The following is a 24,517-nucleotide window of genomic DNA, read 5'->3' on the forward strand; positions in this document are numbered from 1 at the left end:
GCCCGTGAGCTGACACTTGTCACTTCGACGGGCGGTAGTCCTGATGAGCTGAGGGTCCGGATTCAGCCGCGCTGCCAAAGGGCGTAATACACCTGGCCAGCTTTCTTCTCTCGATGCAGGCGCCAGTTGGATGGCAGTTGCAGACTCGATGGCGGCGTTTCGCTCTCGGTGTAGATCCAGGCCCCTTCGGCCAGCCACTGGCGCTCTTCGAGCAGCGCGCAGGTTTCCACCAACAGGTTCTGATGGAAGGGCGGGTCGAGGAACACCATGTCGAAGGCTGTGGTAGCAGGGTTCTGCAGGTAGCGCAGGGCATCGCTCTGCAAGACCTGGCCATTGGCACAGCGAAGTGTTTCCAGATTCTGCTTCAGGCTGGCGATGGCAACCGGGTTGCTGTCGAGCGCCACGGCCGTGGTCGCGCCGCGAGACAGCGCCTCCAGGTACAAGGCGCCGCTGCCGGCAAAGGCATCGAGCACCTTGGCCCCGGCGACGTAGGGCGCCAACCAGTTGAACAGCGTCTCGCGGACCCTGTCCGGGGTGGGACGCAATCCGGGGCCATCCGGGAAACTCAGGCGACGGCTACGCCATTCGCCGCCGATGATGCGCAGTTGGCCCTGGCCGCCGTGGGCCTTGTTCGGTTTTGCAGATGGACTGGCCATTAATGCTCCGGGACGCCGAGTGGCTGCTCGGCAGGTTTGTCTGTCGGTGGCGGCAACGGCTTTTGCGGGACGGTTGGCCCGGTCGTGACGATCACCAGTTTATCGGCAGCCAGGTGCTTGTTCATGGCGCTCTTGATTTGCTCTTTGGTCAGACTCTGGGACTGTTCCATAAAGTCTTCCAGATAGCTCAACGGCAGATTATAGAAGCCGATTGCCCCCAATTGGCCGACGATGCTCGCATTGCTGGCATTGGACAGCGGGAAACTGCCGGCCAGCTCGCGCTTGGCGTCGTCCAGTTCCTGCTGGGTAGGGCCGCTCTTGAGGTAATCGCGCAACAGGTCCTGGACCAGTTGCAGGGTGCCTTCGCTCAGTTCGGCGCGGGTCTGCAGGTTGATCATGAATGGGCCGCGCGCCTGCATGGGGCTGAAGCCAGAATAGATGCCGTAGGTCAGGCCGCGCTTTTCCCGTACTTCACTCATCAGGCGCGTACCGAAGCTGCCGCCGCCAAGGATCTGGTTACCCAGCGACAGTGCTGCGTAGTCCGGGTCGTCACGGTCGATGCCCAGTTGCGCGAGCATCAGGTGGGTCTGCTTGGACGGGAACTCGATATGCGTCACTCCGGGCTTGGGGTCGCTCGGTTCTGCGACCTTGGCCAGGGCCGGGCCCTTGGGCAGCGCGGCGGAAACCTGCGCGGCGATGCTTTCGGCCTCGCTGCGGGACAGGTCGCCGACCAAGGCAATTACGACGTTGCCGGCGGCGTAGGCCTTGTTGTGGAAGGCGCGCATCTGATCGACGGTAATGCCCGGGATGCTCTGCGCGTTGCCATCACTGGAATGTGCGTACGGATGTGTACCGTACAGCTGTTTGAACAGCTCAAGACCGGCCAGTTTGCCCGGGTTTTGCTTCTGGTATTCAAAACCGGCCAGCAACTGGTTCTTGATGCGGGCCAGCGAGTCGGTCGGGAAAGTCGGTTTGCCGACCACCTCGGCGAACAGCGCCAGGGCAGGCTCGCGCTTGTCTGCTGCACTCAGGCTGCGCAGGGAGGCCACGGCCATGTCGCGGTAGGCGCCGTTGCCGAAGTCTGCGCCCAGGCCTTCGAAACCCTCGGCGATCGCGCTGACATCCTTGCCGGCCACGCCTTCGTTGAGCATGGCGTTGGTCAGCGTGGCCACTCCTGGCACGTCCTGATCCTGGCTGCTGCCGGCGGCAAAGGTCAGGCGCAGGTCGAACATTGGCAGCTCGCGCGCTTCGACGAACAATACCTTGGCGCCTTCGGCGGTGTTCCAGGTCTGGATGTCCAGGTGTCGACGGGTCGGCGGCTTGGTGTCCAGTTCAGCCAGGGACTGCAAGGTGTTGGCCGGCCTTGCTGCGGTACTGGCGTCTGCCTTGGCTGCGTCGCCGGACTGTACCGGACGGGCGATGAATACGCCGAGCAGTACCACCAGCAACAGAATACCCAGGCCAATCAGGGCATAGCGGGGCGTATTACGCTCACTCATGAGCTGTTTCCTCGGGCAAAACATGGGCAACGCTGAGGCGTTCGCGGGTGAAATAGGTGCTGGCCGCCTTCTGGATGTCGGCTGGGGTCACGCTTTTCAGCTCGTCGAGTTCGCTGTCGATGAGTTTCCACGACAAGCCGACGGTTTCCAGTTGGCCGATGGTGGTCGCCTGGCTGCTGATCGAGTCGCGATCGTAAACCAGCCCGGCGATGACCTGGGCGCGAACCCGCTCCAGCTCTTCGGCCGAAGGTGGCGTTTTTTTCAGATCGTCGAGCAATTGCCAGAAGCCCTTCTCGACTTCGTCCAGGGTCTTGTTCTTCTGGGTATTGGGCGTTGCCGAGAGCGTGAACTGGCTATCGCCACGGGTGAACGGGTTGTAGCTGGCCGAAGCGCCGGACACCAGTTCCTGGTCGCGTTCCAGCTGTGTCGACAGACGGGCGCTGTAGCCGCCATCGAGCAGGGCCTCGATCAGGCGCAGGGCATGCACCTGGCGCGGATCCTTGGCAGTGGCAAGACCTGGCACGTTGAAGCCGAAGATCACGCTCGGCAGCTGCGTGCGCACATGCAGGGTCAATTGGCGCAGGCCGGGCTCTGCCAGTTCCAGCGGCAACTTCGCCGCGGGTGTCGGGCGCTTGGGGATGTCGCCGAAATAGCGCTGGGCCAGTGCTTTGACTTCATCCGGGGTGACATCGCCGACCACCACCAGGGTGGCATTGTTGGGCACGTACCAGGATTGATACCAGTGGCGCAGCTCTTCGACTTTCATCCGCTCGAGGTCGGCCATCCAGCCGATGGTCGGGGTGTGATAGCCGCTGGCCGGGTACGCCATGGCCTTGAACAGCTCGAACGCCTTGGAGCTGGGGTTGTCGTCCGTGCGCAGGCGACGCTCTTCCTTGATGACCTCGATTTCACGGGTGAACTCGTCGGCCGGCAGGCGCAGGCTGGCCATGCGGTCGGCCTCCAGCTCCAGGGCGACGCCCAGGCGGTCCCGGGCCAGCACCTGGTAATAAGCGGTGTAGTCGTCGCTGGTGAAGGCGTTTTCTTCGGCGCCAAGATCGCGAAGTATCCGCGAAGCTTCGCCTGGGCCGATTTTTTCACTGCCCTTGAACATCATGTGTTCCAGAGCGTGGGACAAACCGGTCTGGCCAGGCGTCTCGTAACTGGAACCAACCTTGTACCAGACCTGTGAAACCACCACCGGCGCGCGGTGATCTTCACGCACGACCACTTTCAGGCCATTGTCGAGGATGAACTCATGGGTGGGTTGCGAATCGGCGGCAAAGGCTGCGAACGGCAGACAAACTGTGCTGAGCAACAGGCCAGCGGCGCGGCGGGCTAGAGCATTCATTCGTTTTTTAACCTGTAGGACTGCCCGCGTGGTCTTAGCGTCTGCGGGCGAGGAGGTGCTAGGATACTGATCCGGTGAACTGGCGACCATGCCTGGTTGAGGAGAGCCCATTGGGTATCTCTACCAAATGTTACGTATGAACGAGCCGGACAAAAAATAGTCTGTTCTGCGTTATTAGAATTTTCTGAGGCGCCGCATTGGCGCGTCGCTACCTTGAGATAGCCGTCTTCCATGTTTGGTTCCAACGACGACAAAAAGACCCCGGCCCCGGCTGGAGAAAAGAAAAGCCTGTTCGGATGGTTGCGCAAAAAGCCGCAACAACCCGTTGCCGAACAGCCACAGACACCTGCGCCCGCAGAACTTGCGCCGACCACCCCGGTGGAAACGGCTGCGCCAGAAGCGCTCATTCCTGCCCCGGCCGAGACTACGCCTGAGGTTGCAGCGGCACCAGTGGTGCCGCCTGTCGGTTTGATATTGCCGGTACCCGAAGAACCGGTCGCGCTGGTTGCGGATCTTGAGCCCCATCAACCGCCGCCGATCCCTGTGCGCCCCGAAATCGTTCCGGAGCCGGTAGTTTGGGTAGCGCCGCAGCCGCAGCCGCAGCCGACGCCAGTCGTTACTCAGCCTGCCCCGGCACCGGTTGTACCTGCACCTGCGCCTGTGTTCGTTGCACCAACCCCTGCGCCCGTCGTGGAAGCTGCGGCACCTGCGCCTGCGCCTGTGTTCGTTGCGCCAACCCCTGCGCCTGTCGCGGAAACTGCTGCACCTGCACCTGCACCTGCACCTGCACCTGCACCTGCACAGGCCGCCGTACCTGCTGCACCGGCCCCTGCGCCCGTCGAGGTAGTTGCCCCCGTGCAAAGCGAAGAGGCCAAGGTCGGTTTCTTCGCCCGCCTCAAGCAGGGGCTGTCGAAAACCAGCGCCAGTATTGGCGAAGGCATGGCCAGCCTGTTCCTGGGCAAGAAGGTTATCGATGACGACCTGCTCGATGAAATCGAAACGCGCCTGCTGACCGCCGACGTGGGCGTCGACGCGACTTCAGTCATCGTTCAGAGCCTGACCCAGAAAGTTGCCCGCAAGCAGCTGGCCGACGCCGATGCGTTGTACAAGTCCCTGCAAGGCGAGCTGGCTGACATGCTCAAGCCGGTCGAGCGGCCGCTGAAGATTCACTCGCAGAACAAACCCTTCGTGATTCTGGTGGTTGGCGTCAACGGTGCCGGGAAAACCACCACCATCGGCAAACTGGCCAAGAAACTGCAGCTCGAAGGCAAGAAAGTCATGCTCGCGGCCGGCGACACCTTCCGTGCGGCGGCGGTCGAGCAGTTGCAGGTCTGGGGCGAGCGTAACCAGATTCCAGTGATCGCCCAGCACACCGGTGCCGACTCGGCTTCGGTCATCTTTGATGCCGTGCAGGCGGCCAAGGCCCGTGGCATCGATGTGTTGATCGCCGATACCGCTGGTCGGTTGCACACCAAAGACAATTTGATGGAAGAGCTGAAAAAAGTACGCCGGGTGATCGGCAAGCTCGATGCCGATGCGCCGCATGAAGTGCTGTTGGTGCTGGATGCCGGAACCGGGCAGAACGCCATCAACCAGGCCAAACAGTTCAACCAGACCGTCGAATTGACAGGCCTGGCCCTGACCAAACTCGACGGCACGGCCAAGGGCGGGGTAATTTTCGCCCTGGCCAAGCAGTTCAATCTGCCGATCCGCTACATTGGTGTGGGTGAAGGTATCGATGACCTGCGCACCTTTGAAGCTGAAAACTTCGTTAAAGCGCTATTTGCCGAGCGGGAGCGCCCATGATTCGATTCGAACAGGTCGGTAAACGCTATCCGAACGGACACGTCGGCTTGCATGAGCTGAGCTTTCGAGTGCGTCGGGGGGAGTTTCTGTTCGTGACCGGCCACTCCGGTGCCGGCAAAAGTACCTTGCTGCGCCTGCTGCTGGCGATGGAACGTCCGACCACCGGCAAGCTGCTGCTGGCTGGCCAGGACCTGGGGCAGATCAGCAATGCGCAGATTCCGTTCCTGCGCCGCCAGATCGGCGTTGTGTTCCAGAATCACCAGTTGCTGTTCGACCGCACGGTGTTCAACAACGTGGCCTTGCCGCTGCAGATTCTCGGTCTGTCCAAGCCCGAGATCGCCAAGCGCGTGGATTCGGCGCTCGAGCGGGTTGCCCTGTCGGACAAGGCCGACCTGTACCCGGGGGACCTGTCGACCGGTCAGCAACAACGCGTTGGCATTGCCCGGGCCATCGTGCACCGGCCGGCATTGCTGTTGGCCGATGAACCGACCGGTAACCTCGACCCGCGCCTGGCTGCGGAAATCATGGGTGTTTTCGAAGATATCAACCGCCTGGGTACCAGCGTTCTGATCGCCAGTCACGACCTGGCGCTGATCGCGCGCATGCGCCATCGCATGCTGACCCTGCAGCGCGGCCGCTTGATCGGCGACGGGGAGGCCGCACAATGAGTGCAACACGTAGTCCAAAGGTTTCTGATCGCGTAGCCCCTAATGCGGCCGATCCTCAGCCGGAAAAGAAAAAGAAGATTCGCGAGGAAGACGACGGTCCGGACTTCGGCACCCTGTTCCATGCCTGGCTGGAAAGCCATCGCTCGAGTCTGCTCGACAGTCTGCGGCGCCTGGGCAAGCAGCCGATCGGCAGTTTCTTTACCTGCCTGGTGATGGCGATCGCATTAAGCCTGCCGATGGGCTTGTCCTTGCTGCTCGGTAACGTCGAGCGCCTGGGTGGTTCCTGGCAGCGCGCCGCACAGATTTCGCTGTACCTGCAACTGGACACCAGCAGCCGTGATGGCGAGGCCCTACGCGATCAGGTCAAGGCGCTGCCGGGTGTGGCGGAGGCCGAATACGTCAGCCGCGAGCAGGCGCTCGATGAGTTCCAGAAGCAATCCGGACTGGGCGAGGCCCTGCGCGAGCTGCCGGAAAACCCGCTGCCCGGTGTCGTGGTAGTCACGCCCAAGGAAGTCGACAAGGCGGGGCTGGATGCCTTGCGTCAGCAGTTGGCCGAGTTGCCCAAGGTCGAACAGGCCCAGCTCGACCTGGTATGGGTCGAGCGTCTGGCGGCAATCCTGAAACTGGGTGATCGTTTTGTCTTCGGCCTTACCGTCTTGCTGGTCCTGGCTTTGTTGCTCGTAATTGGTAACACAATTCGCCTGCACATCGAGAACCGTCGTACGGAGATCGAAGTCATCAAGCTGGTAGGCGGGACTGATAGCTATGTGCGTAGGCCTTTTCTCTACATGGGCGCGCTTTATGGCATGGGCGCCGGCGTATTTTCGTGGGGCGTTCTGGCCTACGGGCTGAACTGGCTGAATGGCGCGGTTGTCGGGCTTGCCGGTTTGTATGGCAGTGACTTCTCTTTGGCAGGGGTGCCGATGGCCGATGGTCTGTCGCTCTTGCTTGGAGCGGTCCTGTTAGGGTATATCGGTGCTTGGATTGCGGTCGCCCGTCATTTGAGCGAGTTGGCACCGCGATAATGTCTTTTTGCTTGTATTGACCTTTTCATTTTTTAGGGAACTTGTTTTCCGGTTTCCGGTCAATGTCGCAGTGCTGAAAATGCACGAGTCTAGTGAGTCGGAGGTTTTTTCGTATGACCACTTCTTTGCAACCTGCGTATGCTCTGGTCCCGGGTGCGAACCTGGAGGCTTATGTGCACACGGTGAACAGCATTCCATTGCTGACGCCGGAGCAGGAGCGTGAACTGGCCGAGAGTCTCTACTATGAGCAGGATCTTGGGGCGGCTCGGCAGATGGTGCTCGCCCACCTGCGTTTTGTCGTGCATATCGCACGCAGCTATTCCGGCTATGGCCTGGCCCAGGCCGACCTGATCCAGGAAGGTAACGTCGGCCTGATGAAGGCCGTGAAGCGCTTCAACCCTGAAATGGGCGTGCGCCTGGTGTCGTTCGCCGTGCACTGGATCAAGGCAGAAATCCACGAATTCATTCTGCGCAACTGGCGCATCGTCAAGGTCGCCACAACCAAGGCCCAGCGCAAGCTGTTCTTCAACCTGCGCAGCCAGAAGAAGCGTCTGGCCTGGCTGAACAACGAAGAAGTCCACCGCGTGGCCGAAAGCCTGGGCGTGGAGCCGCGTGAAGTCCGCGAGATGGAAAGCCGTCTGACCGGCCAGGACATGGCTTTCGACCCAGCGGCCGAAGCCGATGACGACAGCGCCTTCCAGTCGCCGGCCAACTACCTGGAAGACCACCGTTACGACCCGGCGCGTCAATTGGAGGATGCGGACTGGAGCGACAACTCCAACAGCAACCTGCATGAGGCGCTGGAAGTGCTGGACGAGCGTAGCCGTGACATCCTCTACCAGCGCTGGCTGGCAGAAGAGAAGGCCACGCTGCATGACCTGGCGCAGAAGTACAATGTGTCGGCAGAGCGTATTCGCCAGTTGGAGAAGAACGCGATGAACAAGCTCAAGGTTTCGATTGCGGCCTGAGATTGATGCGCAGATAGCAAAAAGCCCCGATTTGATCGGGGCTTTTTTGTTTCAGGTGGATTATTTGTTGTCTGGTCGGGCCTAATCGCTGGCAAGTCGAGTCGTCGCACCGCAGCTCCCACAGGGAATATACAACGCCGACCCTGTGGGAGTTGGCTTGCCAGCGATAGGGCCCTCAAGGTCTTCACTGCGCCCAAGGCGACTTCCGCACCGAATCCATCTGCACCAGATAACTACTACCCCCCAACTGCCGCATCTGCTGGCGAATCCACCCCGCCCGCCGGGCAACATAGGGGCTCGGATGGCTGGCATCCCATTGCCGGGGATTGGGCAGCACTGCCGCCAGCAGACTTGCCTGCTGGCGCGACAGGCGCGCTGCGGTTACGTCGAAGTGATGTTGTGCCGCGGCTTCGGCGCCGAACACGCCTTTGTCCCATTCGGCGCTGTTGAGGTAGACCTCAAGAATGCGTTGTTTAGGCCAGAGCACTTCGATCAAGGCGGTGAACCAGGCCTCCAGACCTTTGCGCAGCCAGCTGCGGCCGGACCAGAGGAACAGGTTCTTCGAGACCTGCTGGCTGAGGGTGCTGGCACCGCGCAAGGTGCCGCCCCGTTCGTTATGGGCAAATGCGGCCTGAATCGCGCCAATGTCGAAGCCCCAATGTTCGGCAAACTTCTGGTCTTCGCCGGCGATCACGGCAACCTTGAGCTCGTCGGAGATTTCTTCCCAAGGGCGCCAGCTGCGTTGCAGGTCGATCGGCTCGCCATCGAACCAGGACTCGATCTTGCGTTCGACCATCAGGGCGGTGCCCGGTGGCGGGACCCAGCGAAAGATCAGCACCAGCAATACGCTGCCCGCTGCGAACCACAGCAGGGCTTTCGTGAAGTGGCGGAAGTATGAACGCAGCATAGATGGCTTGGCCGAACCGGTTGAGCGCGCCATTATACAGACCCTTTGCAACCAAACGCTTCTGACTGGAGTTCGCCCATGCTTCGTGGTTTTCTAATGCTGGCTGCTTTCTTCGGCTTTACCGGGGTAGGGCTCGGCGCATTTGCCGCCCATGGGTTGAAGAATCGGTTAAGCAGCGAGTATCTGGCGATCTTCCATACCGGTGTCAATTACCAACTGGTGCATACCCTGGCATTGCTGGCGGTTGCGGTGTTGGCCACGCAACTGCCCGGGCGCCTGGTCACCTGGGCCGGCGGTCTGTTCTGCGTGGGGATCGTGCTGTTCTCCGGTAGCCTGTACCTGTTGACCCTGACCGGCGTCAGCAAGCTGGGCATCATCACCCCCTTCGGTGGCCTGGCGTTTCTGGCCGGCTGGCTGTGCCTGGGGCTGGCCGCCTGGCGACTGACTTGACTCATGAGTCCAGGTTGAGACGAATGGCGCCGCTTTGCCTTGGTCATACCGACTGATCGGGCTAGAATGCTGGCCCCTAAAAATGATGGCTGCTGCCTGCATGCGCATTCAATTGAACGGTGACTCCTTTGAGCTGCCCGATGGCGAGACCGTCGCGGCATTATTGGCCCGGCTTGACCTGACCGGTCGCCGGGTCGCGGTCGAACTGAACCTGGATATCGTGCCGCGTAGCCAGCACGCTGCCACCGCGCTGAGCGAAGGCGACCAGGTTGAAGTCGTACACGCCATTGGCGGCGGTTGACGGTAACCGCGTTCTACCTGCAAGCACTTCAACCCTGAAGAGGATTTCCGATGAGCAACGTTCGTAGCGACAAGCCCTTCACGCTGGCCGGCCGTACCTTCCAGTCGCGCTTGCTGGTAGGCACCGGCAAGTACCGTGACATGGAAGAAACCCGCCTGGCCATCGAAGCCTCGGGTGCCGAGATCGTCACCGTTGCCGTGCGCCGCACCAACATCGGGCAGAACCCGGGCGAGCCGAACCTGCTCGATGTGCTGCCGCCGGACCGTTACACCATCCTGCCCAACACCGCCGGTTGCTACGATGCCGTCGAAGCCGTGCGCACCTGCCGCCTGGCCCGTGAACTGCTCGATGGCCACAACCTGGTCAAGCTGGAAGTCCTGGCTGACCAGAAGACCCTGTTCCCGAACGTGATCGAAACTCTCAAGGCCGCCGAAGTGCTGGTCAAGGACGGTTTCGACGTAATGGTCTACACCAGCGATGACCCTATCATCGCTCGCCAACTGGCCGAAGCCGGTTGCATCGCAGTCATGCCACTGGCTGGCCTGATCGGTACTGGCCTGGGTATCTGCAACCCCTACAACCTGCAGATCATCCTTGAAGAAGCCAAGGTACCCGTGTTGGTCGATGCTGGTGTCGGTACCGCGTCCGACGCCACCATTGCCATGGAACTGGGCTGTGAAGCGGTGCTGATGAACTCGGCCATCGCCCATGCACAGCAACCGATCATGATGGCCGAAGCCATGAAGCACGCCATCGTCGCCGGCCGTCTGGCGTACCTGGCCGGGCGCATGCCGAAAAAACTCTATGCCAGCGCATCGTCGCCGCTGGATGGTCTGATCAAGTAAGAGCCCCTGATGACTGAATCGCAAGAAACGCCGATTTCCGCTGACGGCGAAGAACGCCAGCACCGCCGCATCAAGAGTTTCGTGATGCGTGCCGGTCGCATGACTGAAGGCCAGCAGCGCGGCCTGGACCAGGGCGCGCCGCTGTTTGTGCTGCCCTTGAGCGAAAGCACGGTCGATTTCGACCAGGTCTTCGGCCGTAAAGCGCCACGTACCCTGGAAATCGGCTTCGGCATGGGGCACTCGCTGCTGGAGATGGCCGCTGCCGCGCCGGAGCAGGACTTCATCGGCGTCGAAGTGCACCGTCCAGGCGTGGGGGCACTGCTCAACGGCGTGCTCACCCAGGGGCTGAAGAACTTGCGGGTCTACGATTGCGATGCGATCGAAGTGCTCAACAAGTGTGTGGCCGACAACAGCCTGGATCGCCTGTTGCTGTTCTTCCCGGACCCATGGCACAAGAGCCGTCATCACAAGCGCCGCATCGTCCAGCCGGCGTTTGCCGAACTGGTACGCAGCAAGCTGAAGGTTGGCGGTATCCTGCATATGGCAACCGACTGGGAACAGTATGCCGAGCATATGCTGGAAGTGATGAATGTTGCGCCCGGTTACCGCAATCTGGCTGAAGATGGCCGCTGCGTGCCGCGCCCGGCCGAGCGCCCGATCACCAAGTTCGAACGCCGTGGCGAACGGCTTGGGCATGGGGTTTGGGATTTGAAGTTCGAAAAGTTGGCTTGAGATTTTGCGACCGCTTTGCGGTCGATCGCTGGCAAGCCCGCTCCCACAGGGAATGGCCGGGTCTCACCGATTGACGGTTCAATCTCAATCTCTGTGGGAGCTGGCTTGCCAGCGATAAGGGCCGAAGGCCCTTCAAGCTACCGCCGATCCGCCACAACCCCAATCAACACCAGCACCACCAACAACACCGGCGCCAGGCTGTAGTTGTTGAACTGACTCAACCCCTTCACTACCCACGGCGTGGCATAGATCAGCGCCGCACCGCTCCCCACCATGCATACCAGTGCCATGAACGGTACGCGCAAGGCGCCTGCAAGGCCGCCCAGGCGACCTTCGAGCCAACCTTTGATATCGGCGCCAAACAGCACTAGCGCACACCCTACAAGCGCCAGGGCGATTTCCGAGAGGTTGCTGCGGCTCCAGCGCGAGACGGTTGCGAGCAGATCGAGTACCAAATCCATTCAGAGTCCTTAGATCAAGAAATACTGCAGCAGGTCATTGAGGAACAATTGGCCGCGGGCGGTAGGGACCAGGCGCGAGGGTTCGACCTGTAAAAGCCCTTTTTGTTCGGCCTCGCGGCGGGCCTTGTCCAGCATCCCCAGGCTCAAGCCGGTGCGCTCGCTGAACAGGGTAGCTTCCACGCCGTCGGTCAGGCGCAAGGCATTCATCAGAAACTCGAAGGGTAGTTCTTCGGTAGTGAGCGGTTTCTCGCCTGCCTTGAAAGCCTTGGCCGGGTTCAGGTAGTCCTTCGGCAGGCGGGTCTTCCAGGTGCGCACGATGCGGCCGTCCGGGTGGCTCAATTTGCCGTGGGCACCGGCGCCGATGCCGATGAAGTCGCCGAAGCTCCAGTAATTCAGGTTATGGCGCGCTGCGCGGCCCGGCTGGGCGTAGGCCGATACTTCGTACTGGGCGTAGCCGTGGCTGGCCAACAGGGCCTGGCCGGCTTCCTGGATGTCCCAGAGAATGTCGTCTTCGGGCAGCAGGGGAGGCTGATTCCAGAACACCGTGTTGGGTTCCAGCGTCAGCTGGTACCAGGACAGGTGCGTCGGCGCCAGGGCAATGGCCTGGCGCAAGTCGCCCAGGGCGTCGTCCAGGGATTGGTCGGGCAAGCCGTGCATCAGGTCCAGGTTGAAGTTGTCGAAGCCGGCCTGGCGCGCCATGTCGGCGGCGCGGACCGCTTCGTTGCCCGTATGGATGCGGCCCAGGGCTGTCAGCTTGGCTTCCTGGAAGCTCTGGATGCCAATCGACAGGCGATTGATGCCCAATTGCCGGTAGACCTTGAATTTTTCCTGCTCGAAGGTTCCCGGGTTGGCTTCCAGGGTGATCTCGATGTCAGGGGCGAAGGGGATTCGCTGCTGTACGCCTGCCAGCAGGCGGCCGAGGGCTTGCGCACTGAACAGGCTGGGCGTGCCGCCGCCGAAGAAGATCGTGCTCAGCTCGCGGCCATAGACTGCCGGCAGGTCCAGGTCGAGGTCGGCCAGCAGTGCATCGACGTACTCCTGCTCCGGCAGCACGGGGCTGGCGGCATGGGAGTTGAAGTCGCAGTACGGGCATTTGCGCACGCACCAGGGGATATGGATATACAGCGACAGGGGCGGAAGCCGCGTCAGGCCCGCCCGAGGTGCTTCGGATGAAAAGCCAGCCTCGCCCAGGTGCAGCGGCTGTGCGGGCGCATGACTGGTCATGCCAGGCCCAGGCGTTGCCGCAGCAAGGCCACGGCGCGGGCGCGGTGGCTCAGTTGGTTTTTCTCGGCCGGGCCCAGTTCAGCGCTGGAGCAGTCGCGCTCCGGTACCCAGAACAGTGGGTCGTAGCCAAAGCCATGCTCACCGCGGGCCCCAGTGAGGATGCGACCGTGCCACAGGCCTTCACAGAGGATCGGCAGCGGGTCATCGGCATGCCGGACCAGCGCCAGCACGCAGACGAACTGTGCACCGCGCTGATCCTCTGGCACGTCCTTGAGTACGTCCAGCAGTTTGGCGTTGTTGGCCGCATCGCCCTGGCCCTCGGCATACCGTGCCGAATAGATGCCAGGTGCGCCGCCCAGGAAATCCACCGCCAGGCCTGAGTCGTCGGCGAGCGCCGGCAGGCCGGAAATCCTCGCCGCGTTGCGTGCCTTGAGGATGGCGTTTTCAACGAACGACAGGCCGGTTTCCTCCGGCTCCACGCTGCTGAATTCACCGATGGAGCGCAGGTGCACGGACTCGCCGAGCATGGCCTGGAATTCTTTGAGTTTGCCGGCGTTATGGCTGGCCAACACGATTTGCTTGAAATTCATCATTCGCCTGGAAAGACTTCCTGGTTGAAACTGAAACTGTTGGTTGCACCGCCTGCCTGTACCTTCAGATCGAAGGTAAAGGTTTCCTGCTGATCGACTGGGAACTGGGCAATGTAATACACGGCACCCTGCTCGGTGACTTGCTTGAAAGTCAGGGGTTTGGCGCGCCCGGTCAGATCCTTCACTGTGCCGCTGACATCCGCGGGCAAGGGTTTGCTGGCCTTGAGTACGGCGACATTCAATACGCCCTGGTTCTTGCTGCGCACCAGGCCGGCGGCTGCGGCAGCGTCTGGCTGCAGGAAGCTGGAGTTGAACGCATTGTAATGCACTGTTACATCACCGAAGACTTCCTTGCGTTCGAGCTTGGCCGGGTCGGCGGCCATGGCCGGTATCGCCAGGCACAGGCTGAACAGAAGCAGAGCTATGCGACGCATGATCGTTCTCCTCGAATTGACAGGGTTACACAGCGATCTGGTGATCTTGCAGGCCAGGACTGCTGACGCGGTAAATACCGATCTCCCCTAGAAGATTAGGCCATAGCTTGCTTGCCCACCCGTGCCGGTGCTCGTGATCGACGGCCAGCCGGTTGAGGACCTGGGCGCGGCGTTCACGGCATAACTCCTCGAAGTCCTCGAAGGTGCAGAAGTGAATGTTCGGCGTGTTGTACCAAGTGTACGGCAGGAACTCCGAGACGGGCATCCGGCCTTTGCTCGCAAGGTACCAGCGGCAGCGCCAGTGGCCGAAGTTGGGGAAGGTAATGATGCACTGACGGCCAACGCGCAGCATTTCATCGAGGATCCGGTCCGGATAGTCGACGGCCTGCAGCGCCTGGGTCATGACCACGATATCGAAGCTGTTGCTGGCAAAGTTGCCCAGGCCCTTGTCCAGGTCCTGCTCGATGACGTTGACGCCCTTGGCGACACATTCAGCAATATTGTCTGCATCGATTTCCAGGCCATAGCCGCTGACCTGCTTGTGGTCGCGCAGCCAGGCCAGTAATTCGCCGTTACCGCAGCCGAGGTCGAGCACTCGGCTGCCGGCAGGGATCCAGTCTTGGATGATTTCCAGGTCGGCTCTCATGGAGTCCTCAGAGTGCAATACGGTTCATGTAGCTGCTGAAGGCCTGCAAGTAACGCGGGATCGGAATCAGGAAGGCGTCGTGGCCTTGCGGTGCATCGATCTCCAGGTAGCAGACATTCTTTTTCGCAGCCATCAGGGCGTCGACCAGTTCCCGGGATCGGGCCGGGGAGAAGCGCCAGTCGGTGGTGAACGACATCACGCAAAAGTCGGCTGTGACGTGGGCCAGGGTCTTGGCCAGGTCATCGCCGCAGTTGGCGGCCGGGTCGAAGTAGTCCAGAGCCTTGGTCATCAGCAGGTAGGTGTTGGCGTCGAAACGACCGGAGAACTCCTCACCCTGGTAGCGCAGGTAGCTTTCGACCTGAAACTCGACGCTATGGAAGTCGTAGTTGAGCTTCTCGCTCTTGAGCCCGCGGCCGAATTTTTCGCCCATGGAGTCGTCCGACAGGTAGGTGATGTGACCGACCATCCGCGCCAGCATCAGGCCGCGCTTGGGGATCACGCCTTGTTCCTGGAAATAACCGCCGTGGAATTCCGGGTCGGAAAGAATTGCCTGACGGGCGACTTCGTTGAACGCGATGTTCTGTGCCGAGAGTTTGGGCGCCGAAGCGATGGCCAGGCAATGGCGGACCCGGTCGGGGTAGCTGATCGTCCATTGCAGGGCCTGCATGCCGCCCAGGCTGCCGCCGACCACAGCAGCCCATTGGCCGATGCCCAGGTGATCGGCCAGGCGGGCCTGGCTGTGCACCCAGTCTTCGACCGTCAGTACCGGGAACTCGGCGCCGAAGGCTTTGCCCGTGGCCGGGTTGATGCTGCTGGGGCCAGTCGAGCCATTGCAGCCGCCGAGGTTGTTCAGGCTGACTACGAAGAATTTGTTGGTATCGATCGGTTTGCCGGGGCCGATGCAGCTGTCCCACCAGCCGGGCTTGCGGTCATCGACGCTGTGATAACCCGCAGCGTGATGATGGCCGGACAGGGCGTGACAGATAAGCACGGCGTTGCTGGCGCTGCTGTTGAGCGTGCCATAGGTTTCGAAAACCAGATCGTAGGCCGCAATCGAACGGCCGCAGGCCAACGCCAGGGGCTCGCTGAAATGTGCCAGTTGCGGTGTGACCAGACCAACCGAATCGGGGGGAAAGACAGTGGACATCGACCCTGCTCTCGCTTAAATGAGGCGTAAGTCTAAAGAGGGCTGCCCCAAGCAGCAAGCAATGGTGCAGCCCCTGTAGGAGCTGCCGTAAGGCTGCGATAAGGGCCGTTGAAATGCTGCGACCGCTTCGCGCTCGATCGCAGCCTAACGGCAGCTCCTACAGGTTGTTTGGCGTCAGTTAAACCAGCATCCGCAGGATTTCAGGCATGCCAGTCATGGCCGCCAGATTGTTGATGACCAACATGTCCAGCAACTTGAGCACCATGAACGCGAGGATCGGCGAGATATCCAGGCCACCCAGGTTCGGCAGGATGCGCCGGAACGGCACCAGGGCCGGTTCGCAGATCTGGTTGACCAGCTCGGCACCGGGGTTGTGGCTGCCAGGCGCGACCCAGGAGAGGATGACGCTGATGATCAGGGCGAAGAAGAAAATCTTCAGGAACAGCGCGGTGACCCCGATGATCGACCAGACCAGCAGTTGCAGCGGGTTGCCGGTGGTGCCATAGGCCAGCAGCAGGGTCAGGCCCATTACCAGCATCTGGACGAGGATGGCCAGCAGCAACGAAGACATGTCCAGGCCGAACAGGCTCGGAATGATCCGGCGCAGTGGCTTGAGCAGAGGCTGGGTGGCACGCACGGCGAACTGGCTGAGCGGGTTGTAGAAGTCCGCGCGTACCAGTTGCAGGACGAAACGCAGAAGCACAATCAGCAGGAACAGGCTGCCGAGGGTTTGCAGTACATAGATTGCTGCGGTGCTGAGTCCAATCATTTTCGGCTCCTTATTTGCCCAGTTGCTCTGCCATCTCGGCCGACCGGTGTGCGGCAGCGCTGAGCGCTTTTTCCACCAATGCCTCGAAACCATCGGCCTGGAACGACTTGATGGCCGCTTCCGTGGTGCCTGCCGGCGAGGTCACCCGACGACGCAGCTCGGCGGCATCGACATCGCTGGAAACCGCCATGTGCGCGGCGCCCAGGGCGGTTTGCAGGGTCAGGCGGGCGGCGGTTTCGTGGGGCAGACCGAGTTTTACGCCAGCGGCGGTCATGGCCTCGATCAGCAGGAAGAAGTACGCAGGGCCGCTGCCGGACACAGCAGTGACTGCATCGAGTTGTTGCTCTTCATCAAGCCACAGGGAGATGCCGACGGCGGACAGCAGTTGCTCGGCCTGTTGGCGTTGGGCTGGCGACACCTGTTCGGTGGCGTACAGGCCGCTGACGCCTTGGCGCAGCAATGCCGGGGTATTGGGCATGCAACGCACGATCGGTTGTGCGCCGAGCCAATTGCTCATGCTTGCGCAGGTAATCCCGGCGGCGATGGAAACCACCAGTTGCTGCGGCTTGAGGCTGGGGCGCAGCGCTTCACAAACGGCTTTCATGGCTTGCGGTTTGACCGCCAGGACCACAACGTCGGCGCCTTCGACGGCCTGGGCATTGTCGGCGAACAGTTCGATGTCATGTTCGGCATGAACCTTGGCGCGCTGTTCGGCGCCAGGGTCGCTGGCACGGATCTGCGACGCTTCCATCCCTTGGGTGCGCAAGCCGCCGATCAGGCTGGCGGCCATGTTTCCTGCACCGATGAAGGCAATGCGAGTCTTGCTCATGAAAGATCCTTGATAAAGAGGCGGTGACGGTGCTCGGCTAGGGTTGGCCATAGTCGCGGGCACCAAACAGGGCTGTGCCGATCCGGACCCAGGTCGCACCTTGTGCGATCGCTGATTCCAGGTCGTGGCTCATGCCCATCGAAAGTGTGTCGAGCGGCAAATTGAGGCTGTCTTGCAGGGTTCTGACGGTCGCGAAGGCTGCGTCTTGTGCGGTGCGGTCTTCGGTCGGCTCGGGTATCGCCATCAAGCCTCGCAGTTTGAGACGCGGCAAGTTCGTGATTGCCGTGGCCAGAGCAGGCAGGTCGGCAGCGCTGCAACCGGATTTGCTCGCTTCGCCGCTGACATTGACCTGAATGCAGATATTGAGCGGCGGCAGGCCTTCGGGGCGCTGCTCTGACAGGCGTTGAGCAATTTTCAGGCGATCCACGGAGTGTACCCAGTCGAAGTTTTCCGCGATTGCGCGCGTCTTGTTCGACTGAATGGGGCCAATGAAGTGCCAACTCAAGGGCAGGTCGGTCAATTCGGTCTGCTTGCCCAGAGCTTCCTGCAAATAGTTTTCACCGAAGTCGCGGATGCCGGCGGCAAAGGCTTCACGCACGGCTTCGGCGGGTTTGGTCTTGGATACGGCGAGCAGGCCAATGCTCGATTCATCGCGTCCGGCGGCCCGTGCCGCAGCATTTATGCGGGAACTTACCGTCAAAACGTTGTCTGCTATGGTGGACATTGATGTGCGCCAGCGGGTCTTGGGTCTGCGGCATTCTACCTGCTTGTCTGTATTTGGGGAGACTCATGGACATTACCGAGCTGCTGACCTTCAGCGTCATGCAGGGCGCCTCCGACCTGCACCTTTCGGCAGGCTTGCCGCCGATGATCCGGGTAGACGGTGACATGCGTCCTATCGAGCTGCCGGCCCTGGATGCCAGGCAGGCGCATGAGTTGATCCATGGCCTCATGAGCGAGCAGCAGCGCAAGGATTTCGAAACATTTCTGGAAGCCGATTTTGCCTTCGAGGTTCCCGATCTGGCTCGTTTCCGGGTCAATGCCTTCAAGCAGAGCCGTGGTCCGGGGGCGGTATTGCGGACCATTGCGGCCAGGGTCTTGAGCATGGAGGCGCTTGGCATGGGGGAGGTGTTTCGCAAAATTACGGAAACGCCCCGGGGATTGGTGCTGGTCACCGGCCCCACGGGGTCGGGAAAGTCGACGACCCTTGCGGCCATGATCGACTACCTCAACAACAATACTCATCGGCATATCCTGACCATCGAAGACCCGATCGAGTTTGTGCACGAGCCGCGCAATTGTCTGATCAACCAGCGCGAAGTCCACCGCGACACCCTGGGGTTTGGCAATGCCCTGCGTTCGGCGCTGCGCGAGGACCCGGATGTGATCATGGTGGGTGAAATGCGCGACCTTGAAACCATCCGTCTGGCGTTGACCGCGGCAGAAACCGGGCATCTGGTCTTCGGCACCCTGCACACCACTTCGGCGGCGAAAACCATCGACCGGGTCGTGGATGTTTTCCCGGCCGAGGAAAAGCCCATGGCGCGGTCCATGTTGTCGGAGTCGCTACAGGCCGTTATTTCGCAAACCTTGCTCAAGAAGATCGGCGGCGGCCGGGTGGCGGCTCACGAAATAATGCTCGGCACGCCGGCGATTCGTAATTTGATTCGGGAAGACAAGGTGGCGCAGATGTATTCGTCGATCCAGACCGGCGGAGCGTTGGGCATGCAGACGCTGGACATGAGCCTCAAGGAATTGCTCGCAAAAGGCGTGATCACACGTGAAACTGCAAAAGAAAAGGCCAGGTCACCAGATAATTTCTGAGACCTGGCCTTTCTTTGTAAGTGGCCTGGAGGGAGGAGCGCCGATCAGCGCTGGCTCAAGGTCAGGTTTTTCTGCTCGTTGGGCAGGACGCGTTTGGCGACCACATAGTGGTTTTGCCAGTACGGCTTGTTCAGGGTGTCGATGGTGACCGACTTGCCCCGGCGTGGCGCGTGGATGAAGCGATCATTGCCCAGGTAGATGGCCACATGATTGACGCGACGGCTCTTGATGTTGAAGAAGATCAGGTCGCCGGGCTTGAGGTCCTTCTGGTCGACCTTCTGGCCGTGGCCGCTGGCCATGGCGTTGGAAGTGCGTGGAAGGTCCACTTCGTCGATGTCATTGAAGGCGTATTTCACCAGGCCGCTGCAGTCGAAACCTTTGCTCGGGCTGCTGCCGCCCCAACGATAAGGGGTGCCAAGCACGTTGACGGCACGGCTCAGTACATCGCTGCTCTGTTTGGCCGACACCTGGGCATTGGTACTTTTGCCAGCAGTGTACGACACGTGTCTGGCGGTGGTACTGGTGCCCTTGCGGGTGTAGGTAACCTTGGATTTTGCAGAGTATCCGTTGAAACCTTCGGGTAAGCGTTGCTCACGATTGGTGGCGTGGGCGGCCAGTGGCAATAATAGGCAAATAGTTAGCCATGTCTTGAAAAAAGGACGCATTCGGCAGGGCTCATGTTGGTTAGCGCGAAACTTTATAACAGCTTTGTGGTCGTTTTTTGTTCCGTCTGTCGTCTCGAACAGGGGGCGAAAAGTGATCAAGGTGCTTGAATCAGGGGCGATTACTGTGCGCAAGTCAGGCAGGACAAGCGTTTGCGCGGACCGTTCGGTCAGAAGACCACACGTCGGGTCGACACACAAAAGTCACATGTTTCTTTAGAAAATTTCTCTATAAACCGAAGGAGCTGGGAATGAACGGTTATCAACAGGATGTCAATTCGCAAGATACGCACAGCAAGGTGATCGGGTATTTGCTGTGGATTTTCGGTTTCACCGGTGCTCATCGCTTCTATTACGGCAAACCGGTTACCGGGACGCTCTGGTTTTTTACCTTCGGCTTGCTGGGGATCGGCTGGCTGATCGACCTGTTCCTGATTCCGGCGATGGATCGCGAGGCGGACCTGCGCTTTAACGCCGGCTCAACGGACTACAACGTGGCCTGGATTCTGCTGACATTCCTGGGGATTTTCGGTGTACACCGGATGTACCAGGGCAAATGGATCAGCGGGATCATTTATCTGCTGACGGGTGGGTTGTTTCTGGTGGGGGTGTTGTATGACTTCTGGACGCTCAATGACCAGGTGTCGTTGAAGAACGCCCAGCGTCGGTAGGATTGCGAGCGCTTTGCGCTCGATCGCTGCGGTCCGGCGATCCGGCAAGCCAGCTCCCACAGGATTCGGTGCAATACGATCCTCTGTGGGAGCGGCGGTGCGGCGATCCGACTTGCCTGCGATTAAGGCCCGAAGGGCCTTCAGCTGCTATGACTGATATGCCCATCCACCAGGGTATACCGCACCGCCCCCGGCAACGTATGCCCCAGGAACGGGCAGTTCTCACCCTTGGACAGCCACCGCTCACCGGCAACAGTCGAAACGGCCGGGTCGAACAGCACCAGATCCGCTGCAGCACCGACTTTCAACTGCCCGGCCGGCAAGCGCAGGGCCGCAGCCGGGCCGGTGCTCAGGCGAGCCAGCAAGGTTGGCAGATCGAGCAGGCCATCCTCAACCAAAGTCAGGGCCAGAGGCAGGAACAGTTCGACACTGCTGATCCCGGGCTCCGTGGCGCCGAACGGGGCGAGCTTGGCATCACGCTCGTGGGGCTGGTGATGGCTGGCGATGGCCTGGATCACGCCGGATTTCACCGCGGCGCGTAGCCCTTCGCGGTCTGCGTGAGTACGCAGCGGTGGCTGGACGTGATAGAGGCTGGAGAAGCCGGTCAGGGCCTCGTCGGTCAGGATCAGCTGGTACAAGGCTACATCGGCGGTCACCGGCAGGCCACGAGCCTGGGCCTGTTCGATCAATTGAACGCCACGGGCGCTGGTCAACTGGCTGAAATGCGCGCGTACGCCACTCTGCTCGACCAGCAGCAGGTCACGAGCCAGCGCCACGGTTTCGGCAGTCTCGGGGATACCCGGCAGGCCGAGGAAACTGGCGGTGGGGCCTTCGTGGGCCAGGCCGCCCTGGGCCAGGTCGCGGTCTTGGGAGTGAAAGATCACGGTCAGGTCGAAAGTGGCGGCATATTCCAGGGCCCGGCACAGGGTGCGGGTGTTGTGGAAGCTATCCAGGCCATTGCCGAAAGCCACGCAGCCGGCATCGCGCAGCGCTACCAGCTCGGCCAGTTGCTCGCCTTCCAGGCCCTTGCTCAAGGCGCCGATAGGGAACACTTTGCAATGGCCGGCCTCGCGGGCGCGGTCAAGGATCAGTTCGGCCACGGCGGAAGTGTCGAGCACCGGTTTGGTTCGTGGCGGGCAGCACAGGCTGGTGACGCCACCGGCGGCAGCGGCACGGGTTTCACTGGCGATCGAGCCTTTGCGGCTATAGCCGGGTTCGCGCAGCGAGGCGCTCAGGTCGACCAGGCCAGGCGCGGCCACCAGACCCTGGGCTTCGAGGGTCTGGCTGGGGCTGAAACCGGCCGGGGCAGCACCGATGGCAATGATTTTGCCTTCGCTGACATGCAGGTCGCTGACTTGATCCAGGCCGCTGGCGGGATCGATGACGCGGGCACCGAGAATGCTGAGACTCACTGGGCGTTCTCCTGCTCGAACTGACGTTGCGCGGTCTGGCCGCTCATGGCCATGGACAGCACGGCCATGCGGACCGCAATGCCATAGGTAACTTGATTGAGGATGACCGAGTGGGCGCCGTCGGCCACTGCCGACTCGATTTCCACGCCCCGGTTGATCGGCCCCGGATGCATGACAATGGCATCCGGCTTGGCGCCGGCCAGGCGCGCGGTGGTCAGGCCGAACAGGCGGTAGAACTCGCCCTCGCTTGGCAGCAGGCCACCCTGCATGCGTTCACGCTGCAGGCGCAGCATGATGACCACGTCGACATCCTTCAGGCCCTGCTCCAGGTCGGTGTAGACCTTGACTCCGTACTGCTCGATGCCGATCGGCAGCAGGGTTTTCGGGGCGATCACGCGGATGTCCGGGCAACCCAGGGTTTTCAGTGCCAGCATGTTCGAGCGCGCGACGCGCGAGTGCAGGATATCGCCGACGATCGCTACCGACAGATTCTCGAAGCTGCCCTTGTGGCGGCGAATGGTCAGCATGTCGAGCATGCCCTGGGTCGGGTGCGCATGGCGGCCGTCGCCACCATTGATGATCGCCACTTCCGGGCACACGTGCTCGGCGATGAAGTGAGCGGCTCCCGAATCACCGTGGCGCACGACGAACATGTCGGCGGCCATGGCTTCCAGGTTGCGCAAGGTGTCGAACAGGGTTTCACCCTTGCTGGTCGAGGAAGTCGAGACGTTCAAGGTGATAACGTCGGCCGACAGCCGTTGGGCGGCCAGTTCGAAGGTGGTACGGGTACGGGTGGAGTTCTCGAAGAACACGTTGCAGACGGTCTTGCCGCGCAGTAACGGGACTTTTTTCACCGCCCGGGCGCCGACTTCAAGGAAGGAGTCGGCGGTGTCGAGGATTTCGGTGAGCAACTCGCGGGGCAAGCCGTCGAGCGAGAGGAAGTGGCGCAGCTGGCCCTGATCATTGAGCTGCAGCGGGCGCTTGGCGTCGATAGGCGTCATCGCAATGGACTCTTAAAGGGCGAGATCTTGAATTTCAAGTTGGAACGGCGCGGGGCCGGACAATTTTACCCGCTGGTTCGGGGCAAGGGACAGCGTGGCGCCCACCACATTCGGCCTGATTGGCAGCTCGGCGGCATCCAGGTCCAGCAGGCTGACCAGGGTGACACTGGCCGGGCGCCCGTAATCGAACAATTCATTGAGGGCAGCGCGGATGGTGCGACCGCTCATCAGCACGTCGTCGACCAGCACCAGGTGCTGGCCTTCGATTTCGAAGGGCAACTCCGAAGGGCGCACCTGAGGGTGCAAGCCGTTCTGGCTGAAGTCATCGCGGTAGAACGAGACATCCAGCGTACCCAGTGGCGAATCGTTGCCAAGTGCTTCAAGCAGGGCCTGGGCAACCCACACACCGCCGGTCCGGATGCCGATGTAGCGCGGTTCGGTGATAGTGCGACGAGCCAGATAGGCGTTGAGGTCAGTGGCCATCTGACTGATCAGGTCAGCGGGATTGGGTAGGCTCATGCTTGCTCCTCGAGAGGCCGGGTGCGCAATCACGCCCGGCTTGAAATCGTATGTCAGGAATCGAACTGCCCCGCATTGGCTTCCAGCCAGCCTTGCAGCAGCAGTGCCGCGGCGATGGCATCGACAGGGTTGTCGCGGAAACTGCCGCGCTGACCGCCACGAGCCATGCGCTCGCCCTTGGCTTCAAAGGTGGTCAGGCGCTCGTCATGGGTATGCACGGGGATGTTGTATCGGCCGTTGAGGCGTCTGGCGAATTTTTCTGCCCGGGCGCTCATCTCGCTGGGCGTACCGTCCATGTTCAGGGGCAGGCCGACCACGATGGCGTCGGGCTTCCATTCCTTGATCAGCGCCTCGACCTGGTTCCAGTCCGGAACGCCGTTCTGGGCCTTGAGCGTACACAGCTCGCGGGCCTGGCCGGTAATGACCTGGCCAACTGCCACGCCAATCTGTTTGGTGCCGTAATCGAAGCCCAGCAGTAAACGCAATGCTACCATCAGGCGTGACCCGCCTGGCTGGTGAGCAGGCTCAGATTGATGCCCAGTTGGGCAGCAGCCGCTTCCAGGCGCTGCTCGCTGGCGAGGCTGAAGATGATCTCGGGGTCGAACGGGCAATTGAGCCAGGCATTATCGGCAAGCTCCGCTTCCAGTTGCCCGGCTTCCCAGCCGGCGTAGCCGAGGGTAATCAGGCTTTGCGGGGGGCCGACGCCATCGGCAATGGCGAACAGCACATCTTGAGAGGTCGACAGCGACAGACCACCCAGATCGACAGTGGCCTGGTATTGGTACTCGGGGCCGCTGGGGTGCAGGACGAAGCCGCGGTCGGTCTGCACCGGACCGCCGATATAGATCGGCACGTCCTGGCAGCGCGCGGGAGGCTCGATGTCGGGCCGCAGTTGCTCAAGGATATCCGCCAGGTTCAGTTCCTGCGGGCGGTTGACCACCAGCCCCATCGCGCCATTGGCAGTGTGCTCGACGATGTAGGTCAAGGTTTGCGCAAAGTGCGGATCGGCCATGTGCGGCATGGCAATCAGGAATTGATGCTTGAGGTAACTCGGGCTGACGTTTTTCATGACTATTAGTGTGGCGGTGGGTTGGCAGGCTGGCAAGCGAGGAAATGGAACATT

Annotated in this window: 28 protein-coding genes and 1 pseudogene; 10 read left to right on the forward strand and 19 right to left on the reverse strand. The window is 61.3% G+C overall.

Annotated elements, in window-relative coordinates:
- Window positions 1–62: 62 nt before the first annotated feature.
- The 3 genes and pseudogenes from rsmD to F2S13_RS12930 all read right to left on the reverse strand — a co-directional run bounded on the left by rsmD (window position 63) and on the right by F2S13_RS12930 (window position 3,503).
- On the reverse strand, window positions 63–656 hold the full coding sequence (gene rsmD / locus F2S13_RS12920; RefSeq protein ID WP_166361303.1) for a 16S rRNA (guanine(966)-N(2))-methyltransferase RsmD: 594 nt from the start codon (window positions 654–656) through the stop codon (window positions 63–65).
- Window positions 656–2,008: pseudogene (locus F2S13_RS12925) on the reverse strand (M16 family metallopeptidase); the annotation flags it as partial. The gene rsmD and the pseudogene F2S13_RS12925, both read right to left, overlap by 1 nt.
- A gap of 139 nt (window positions 2,009–2,147) precedes the next feature.
- Complete coding sequence (locus F2S13_RS12930; RefSeq protein ID WP_166361307.1) at window positions 2,148–3,503, reverse strand: M16 family metallopeptidase; 1,356 nt, start codon at window positions 3,501–3,503, stop codon at window positions 2,148–2,150.
- A gap of 231 nt (window positions 3,504–3,734) precedes the next feature.
- Here F2S13_RS12930 and ftsY point away from each other — a divergent pair, with 231 nt between their 5' ends.
- The 4 genes from ftsY (at window position 3,735) to rpoH (ending at window position 7,970) form a co-directional block, all read left to right on the forward strand.
- On the forward strand, window positions 3,735–5,309 hold the full coding sequence (gene ftsY / locus F2S13_RS12935) for a signal recognition particle-docking protein FtsY (protein WP_166361309.1): 1,575 nt from the start codon (window positions 3,735–3,737) through the stop codon (window positions 5,307–5,309).
- Window positions 5,306–5,977, forward strand: coding sequence for a cell division ATP-binding protein FtsE (ftsE, locus tag F2S13_RS12940; RefSeq protein ID WP_166361311.1), 672 nt, complete (start codon window positions 5,306–5,308; stop codon window positions 5,975–5,977). Before ftsY ends, ftsE begins: the two co-directional genes overlap by 4 nt.
- The gene (gene ftsX / locus F2S13_RS12945) at window positions 5,974–7,002 is read left to right on the forward strand and encodes a permease-like cell division protein FtsX (protein ID WP_166361313.1); all 1,029 of its coding nucleotides are present in this window, start codon (window positions 5,974–5,976) and stop codon (window positions 7,000–7,002) included. The genes ftsE and ftsX overlap by 4 nt, the downstream gene beginning before the upstream one ends.
- 113 nt (window positions 7,003–7,115) lie before the next feature.
- Complete coding sequence (gene rpoH / locus F2S13_RS12950; protein WP_166361315.1) at window positions 7,116–7,970, forward strand: RNA polymerase sigma factor RpoH; 855 nt, start codon at window positions 7,116–7,118, stop codon at window positions 7,968–7,970.
- A 184-nt stretch (window positions 7,971–8,154) separates the two neighbouring features.
- On the opposite strand, the gene mtgA is transcribed toward rpoH, so the two are convergent.
- The gene (gene mtgA / locus F2S13_RS12955) at window positions 8,155–8,877 is read right to left on the reverse strand and encodes a monofunctional biosynthetic peptidoglycan transglycosylase (protein ID WP_178119010.1); all 723 of its coding nucleotides are present in this window, start codon (window positions 8,875–8,877) and stop codon (window positions 8,155–8,157) included.
- A gap of 78 nt (window positions 8,878–8,955) precedes the next feature.
- Between mtgA and F2S13_RS12960 the strand changes: the two genes are divergently transcribed.
- The 4 genes from F2S13_RS12960 (at window position 8,956) to trmB (ending at window position 11,205) form a co-directional block, all read left to right on the forward strand.
- Window positions 8,956–9,327, forward strand: a complete 372-nt coding sequence (locus F2S13_RS12960) for a DUF423 domain-containing protein (RefSeq protein ID WP_166361319.1) — start codon at window positions 8,956–8,958, stop codon at window positions 9,325–9,327.
- Window positions 9,328–9,427: 100 nt separating this feature from the next.
- A complete protein-coding gene (gene thiS, locus F2S13_RS12965) occupies window positions 9,428–9,628 on the forward strand; it encodes a sulfur carrier protein ThiS (RefSeq protein ID WP_166361321.1) in 201 nt (66 codons plus the stop codon).
- A 50-nt stretch (window positions 9,629–9,678) separates the two neighbouring features.
- Window positions 9,679–10,473 carry a thiazole synthase gene (locus tag F2S13_RS12970; RefSeq protein ID WP_065758185.1) on the forward strand — a complete coding sequence of 265 codons (795 nt, stop codon included), beginning with the start codon at window positions 9,679–9,681 and terminating at the stop codon, window positions 10,471–10,473.
- A 9-nt stretch (window positions 10,474–10,482) separates the two neighbouring features.
- Complete coding sequence (gene trmB / locus F2S13_RS12975; protein ID WP_166361323.1) at window positions 10,483–11,205, forward strand: tRNA (guanosine(46)-N7)-methyltransferase TrmB; 723 nt, start codon at window positions 10,483–10,485, stop codon at window positions 11,203–11,205.
- Window positions 11,206–11,342: 137 nt separating this feature from the next.
- Here the strand turns inward: trmB and F2S13_RS12980 are convergent, their stop codons facing one another.
- The 9 genes from F2S13_RS12980 to F2S13_RS13020 form a co-directional block, all read right to left on the reverse strand.
- Window positions 11,343–11,666, reverse strand: a complete 324-nt coding sequence (locus F2S13_RS12980) for a DUF3392 domain-containing protein (protein WP_166361325.1) — start codon at window positions 11,664–11,666, stop codon at window positions 11,343–11,345.
- A gap of 9 nt (window positions 11,667–11,675) precedes the next feature.
- Entirely contained in the window at window positions 11,676–12,890 is a 1,215-nt protein-coding gene (gene hemW, locus F2S13_RS12985; RefSeq protein ID WP_166361327.1) for a radical SAM family heme chaperone HemW, read from the reverse strand.
- Window positions 12,887–13,483, reverse strand: a complete 597-nt coding sequence (gene rdgB / locus F2S13_RS12990; protein ID WP_166361329.1) for an RdgB/HAM1 family non-canonical purine NTP pyrophosphatase — start codon at window positions 13,481–13,483, stop codon at window positions 12,887–12,889. The genes hemW and rdgB overlap by 4 nt, the downstream gene beginning before the upstream one ends.
- Window positions 13,480–13,914, reverse strand: coding sequence for a DUF4426 domain-containing protein (locus tag F2S13_RS12995; protein WP_166361331.1), 435 nt, complete (start codon window positions 13,912–13,914; stop codon window positions 13,480–13,482). Before F2S13_RS12995 ends, rdgB begins: the two co-directional genes overlap by 4 nt.
- A gap of 25 nt (window positions 13,915–13,939) precedes the next feature.
- Window positions 13,940–14,560, reverse strand: a complete 621-nt coding sequence (gene metW, locus F2S13_RS13000) for a methionine biosynthesis protein MetW (RefSeq protein ID WP_166361333.1) — start codon at window positions 14,558–14,560, stop codon at window positions 13,940–13,942.
- Window positions 14,561–14,567: 7 nt separating this feature from the next.
- On the reverse strand, window positions 14,568–15,707 hold the full coding sequence (metX, locus tag F2S13_RS13005; protein ID WP_166361335.1) for a homoserine O-succinyltransferase MetX: 1,140 nt from the start codon (window positions 15,705–15,707) through the stop codon (window positions 14,568–14,570).
- A gap of 178 nt (window positions 15,708–15,885) precedes the next feature.
- Complete coding sequence (locus tag F2S13_RS13010) at window positions 15,886–16,476, reverse strand: YggT family protein (protein ID WP_166361337.1); 591 nt, start codon at window positions 16,474–16,476, stop codon at window positions 15,886–15,888.
- A 10-nt stretch (window positions 16,477–16,486) separates the two neighbouring features.
- Window positions 16,487–17,305 (reverse strand): pyrroline-5-carboxylate reductase, encoded by an 819-nt coding sequence (gene proC / locus F2S13_RS13015; RefSeq protein WP_166361339.1) that lies wholly within the window; start codon window positions 17,303–17,305, stop codon window positions 16,487–16,489.
- Window positions 17,306–17,342: 37 nt separating this feature from the next.
- The gene (locus F2S13_RS13020) at window positions 17,343–18,029 is read right to left on the reverse strand and encodes a YggS family pyridoxal phosphate-dependent enzyme (protein WP_166361341.1); all 687 of its coding nucleotides are present in this window, start codon (window positions 18,027–18,029) and stop codon (window positions 17,343–17,345) included.
- 65 nt (window positions 18,030–18,094) lie between these two features.
- On the opposite strand from F2S13_RS13020, the gene F2S13_RS13025 reads away from it, so the two are divergent.
- Entirely contained in the window at window positions 18,095–19,129 is a 1,035-nt protein-coding gene (locus F2S13_RS13025; protein WP_166361343.1) for a type IV pilus twitching motility protein PilT, read from the forward strand.
- Between the two features lie 44 nt (window positions 19,130–19,173).
- On the opposite strand, the gene F2S13_RS13030 is transcribed toward F2S13_RS13025, so the two are convergent.
- Window positions 19,174–19,794: a C40 family peptidase gene (locus tag F2S13_RS13030; protein ID WP_166361345.1), complete on the reverse strand. Its 621-nt coding sequence runs from the start codon at window positions 19,792–19,794 to the stop codon at window positions 19,174–19,176.
- A 248-nt stretch (window positions 19,795–20,042) separates the two neighbouring features.
- On the opposite strand from F2S13_RS13030, the gene F2S13_RS13035 reads away from it, so the two are divergent.
- On the forward strand, window positions 20,043–20,462 hold the full coding sequence (locus tag F2S13_RS13035; RefSeq protein ID WP_166361347.1) for an NINE protein: 420 nt from the start codon (window positions 20,043–20,045) through the stop codon (window positions 20,460–20,462).
- A 140-nt stretch (window positions 20,463–20,602) separates the two neighbouring features.
- Here the strand turns inward: F2S13_RS13035 and F2S13_RS13040 are convergent, their stop codons facing one another.
- The 5 genes from F2S13_RS13040 to F2S13_RS13060 are packed head-to-tail and all read right to left on the reverse strand — an operon-like array spanning window position 20,603 to window position 24,463.
- Entirely contained in the window at window positions 20,603–21,874 is a 1,272-nt protein-coding gene (locus F2S13_RS13040; RefSeq protein WP_166361349.1) for a dihydroorotase, read from the reverse strand.
- The gene (locus F2S13_RS13045; RefSeq protein WP_166361351.1) at window positions 21,871–22,875 is read right to left on the reverse strand and encodes an aspartate carbamoyltransferase catalytic subunit; all 1,005 of its coding nucleotides are present in this window, start codon (window positions 22,873–22,875) and stop codon (window positions 21,871–21,873) included. The genes F2S13_RS13040 and F2S13_RS13045 overlap by 4 nt, the downstream gene beginning before the upstream one ends.
- A 12-nt stretch (window positions 22,876–22,887) precedes the next feature.
- Window positions 22,888–23,394 carry a bifunctional pyr operon transcriptional regulator/uracil phosphoribosyltransferase PyrR gene (pyrR, locus tag F2S13_RS13050; RefSeq protein WP_166361353.1) on the reverse strand — a complete coding sequence of 169 codons (507 nt, stop codon included), beginning with the start codon at window positions 23,392–23,394 and terminating at the stop codon, window positions 22,888–22,890.
- 53 nt (window positions 23,395–23,447) lie between these two features.
- The gene (ruvX, locus tag F2S13_RS13055; RefSeq protein ID WP_166361355.1) at window positions 23,448–23,888 is read right to left on the reverse strand and encodes a Holliday junction resolvase RuvX; all 441 of its coding nucleotides are present in this window, start codon (window positions 23,886–23,888) and stop codon (window positions 23,448–23,450) included.
- On the reverse strand, window positions 23,888–24,463 hold the full coding sequence (locus F2S13_RS13060) for a YqgE/AlgH family protein (RefSeq protein ID WP_166361357.1): 576 nt from the start codon (window positions 24,461–24,463) through the stop codon (window positions 23,888–23,890). The genes ruvX and F2S13_RS13060 overlap by 1 nt, the downstream gene beginning before the upstream one ends.
- Between the last annotated feature and the right edge of the window lie 54 nt (window positions 24,464–24,517).

The sequence above is a fragment of the Pseudomonas akapageensis genome (assembly GCF_011355085.1).
In the GTDB taxonomy this organism is placed as follows: Bacteria; Pseudomonadota; Gammaproteobacteria; order Pseudomonadales; family Pseudomonadaceae; genus Aquipseudomonas; species Aquipseudomonas akapageensis.

Bases quoted from the DNA above. Each gene is read 5' to 3' on its own strand.
- rsmD (WP_166361303.1), bottom strand. From the start codon at position 656: ATGGCCAGTCCATCTGCAAAACCGAACAAGGCCCACGGCGGCCAGGGC.
- F2S13_RS12930 (WP_166361307.1), bottom strand. From the start codon at position 3,503: ATGAATGCTCTAGCCCGCCGCGCCGCTGGCCTGTTGCTCAGCACAGTT.
- ftsY (WP_166361309.1), top strand. From the start codon at position 3,735: ATGTTTGGTTCCAACGACGACAAAAAGACCCCGGCCCCGGCTGGAGAA.
- ftsE (WP_166361311.1), top strand. From the start codon at position 5,306: ATGATTCGATTCGAACAGGTCGGTAAACGCTATCCGAACGGACACGTC.
- ftsX (WP_166361313.1), top strand. From the start codon at position 5,974: ATGAGTGCAACACGTAGTCCAAAGGTTTCTGATCGCGTAGCCCCTAAT.
- rpoH (WP_166361315.1), top strand. From the start codon at position 7,116: ATGACCACTTCTTTGCAACCTGCGTATGCTCTGGTCCCGGGTGCGAAC.
- mtgA (WP_178119010.1), bottom strand. From the start codon at position 8,877: ATGCTGCGTTCATACTTCCGCCACTTCACGAAAGCCCTGCTGTGGTTC.
- F2S13_RS12960 (WP_166361319.1), top strand. From the start codon at position 8,956: ATGCTTCGTGGTTTTCTAATGCTGGCTGCTTTCTTCGGCTTTACCGGG.
- thiS (WP_166361321.1), top strand. From the start codon at position 9,428: ATGCGCATTCAATTGAACGGTGACTCCTTTGAGCTGCCCGATGGCGAG.
- F2S13_RS12970 (WP_065758185.1), top strand. From the start codon at position 9,679: ATGAGCAACGTTCGTAGCGACAAGCCCTTCACGCTGGCCGGCCGTACC.
- trmB (WP_166361323.1), top strand. From the start codon at position 10,483: ATGACTGAATCGCAAGAAACGCCGATTTCCGCTGACGGCGAAGAACGC.
- F2S13_RS12980 (WP_166361325.1), bottom strand. From the start codon at position 11,666: ATGGATTTGGTACTCGATCTGCTCGCAACCGTCTCGCGCTGGAGCCGC.
- hemW (WP_166361327.1), bottom strand. From the start codon at position 12,890: ATGACCAGTCATGCGCCCGCACAGCCGCTGCACCTGGGCGAGGCTGGC.
- rdgB (WP_166361329.1), bottom strand. From the start codon at position 13,483: ATGATGAATTTCAAGCAAATCGTGTTGGCCAGCCATAACGCCGGCAAA.
- F2S13_RS12995 (WP_166361331.1), bottom strand. From the start codon at position 13,914: ATGCGTCGCATAGCTCTGCTTCTGTTCAGCCTGTGCCTGGCGATACCG.
- metW (WP_166361333.1), bottom strand. From the start codon at position 14,560: ATGAGAGCCGACCTGGAAATCATCCAAGACTGGATCCCTGCCGGCAGC.
- metX (WP_166361335.1), bottom strand. From the start codon at position 15,707: ATGTCCACTGTCTTTCCCCCCGATTCGGTTGGTCTGGTCACACCGCAA.
- F2S13_RS13010 (WP_166361337.1), bottom strand. From the start codon at position 16,476: ATGATTGGACTCAGCACCGCAGCAATCTATGTACTGCAAACCCTCGGC.
- proC (WP_166361339.1), bottom strand. From the start codon at position 17,305: ATGAGCAAGACTCGCATTGCCTTCATCGGTGCAGGAAACATGGCCGCC.
- F2S13_RS13020 (WP_166361341.1), bottom strand. From the start codon at position 18,029: ATGTCCACCATAGCAGACAACGTTTTGACGGTAAGTTCCCGCATAAAT.
- F2S13_RS13025 (WP_166361343.1), top strand. From the start codon at position 18,095: ATGGACATTACCGAGCTGCTGACCTTCAGCGTCATGCAGGGCGCCTCC.
- F2S13_RS13030 (WP_166361345.1), bottom strand. From the start codon at position 19,794: ATGCGTCCTTTTTTCAAGACATGGCTAACTATTTGCCTATTATTGCCA.
- F2S13_RS13035 (WP_166361347.1), top strand. From the start codon at position 20,043: ATGAACGGTTATCAACAGGATGTCAATTCGCAAGATACGCACAGCAAG.
- F2S13_RS13045 (WP_166361351.1), bottom strand. From the start codon at position 22,875: ATGACGCCTATCGACGCCAAGCGCCCGCTGCAGCTCAATGATCAGGGC.
- pyrR (WP_166361353.1), bottom strand. From the start codon at position 23,394: ATGAGCCTACCCAATCCCGCTGACCTGATCAGTCAGATGGCCACTGAC.
- ruvX (WP_166361355.1), bottom strand. From the start codon at position 23,888: ATGGTAGCATTGCGTTTACTGCTGGGCTTCGATTACGGCACCAAACAG.
- F2S13_RS13060 (WP_166361357.1), bottom strand. From the start codon at position 24,463: ATGAAAAACGTCAGCCCGAGTTACCTCAAGCATCAATTCCTGATTGCC.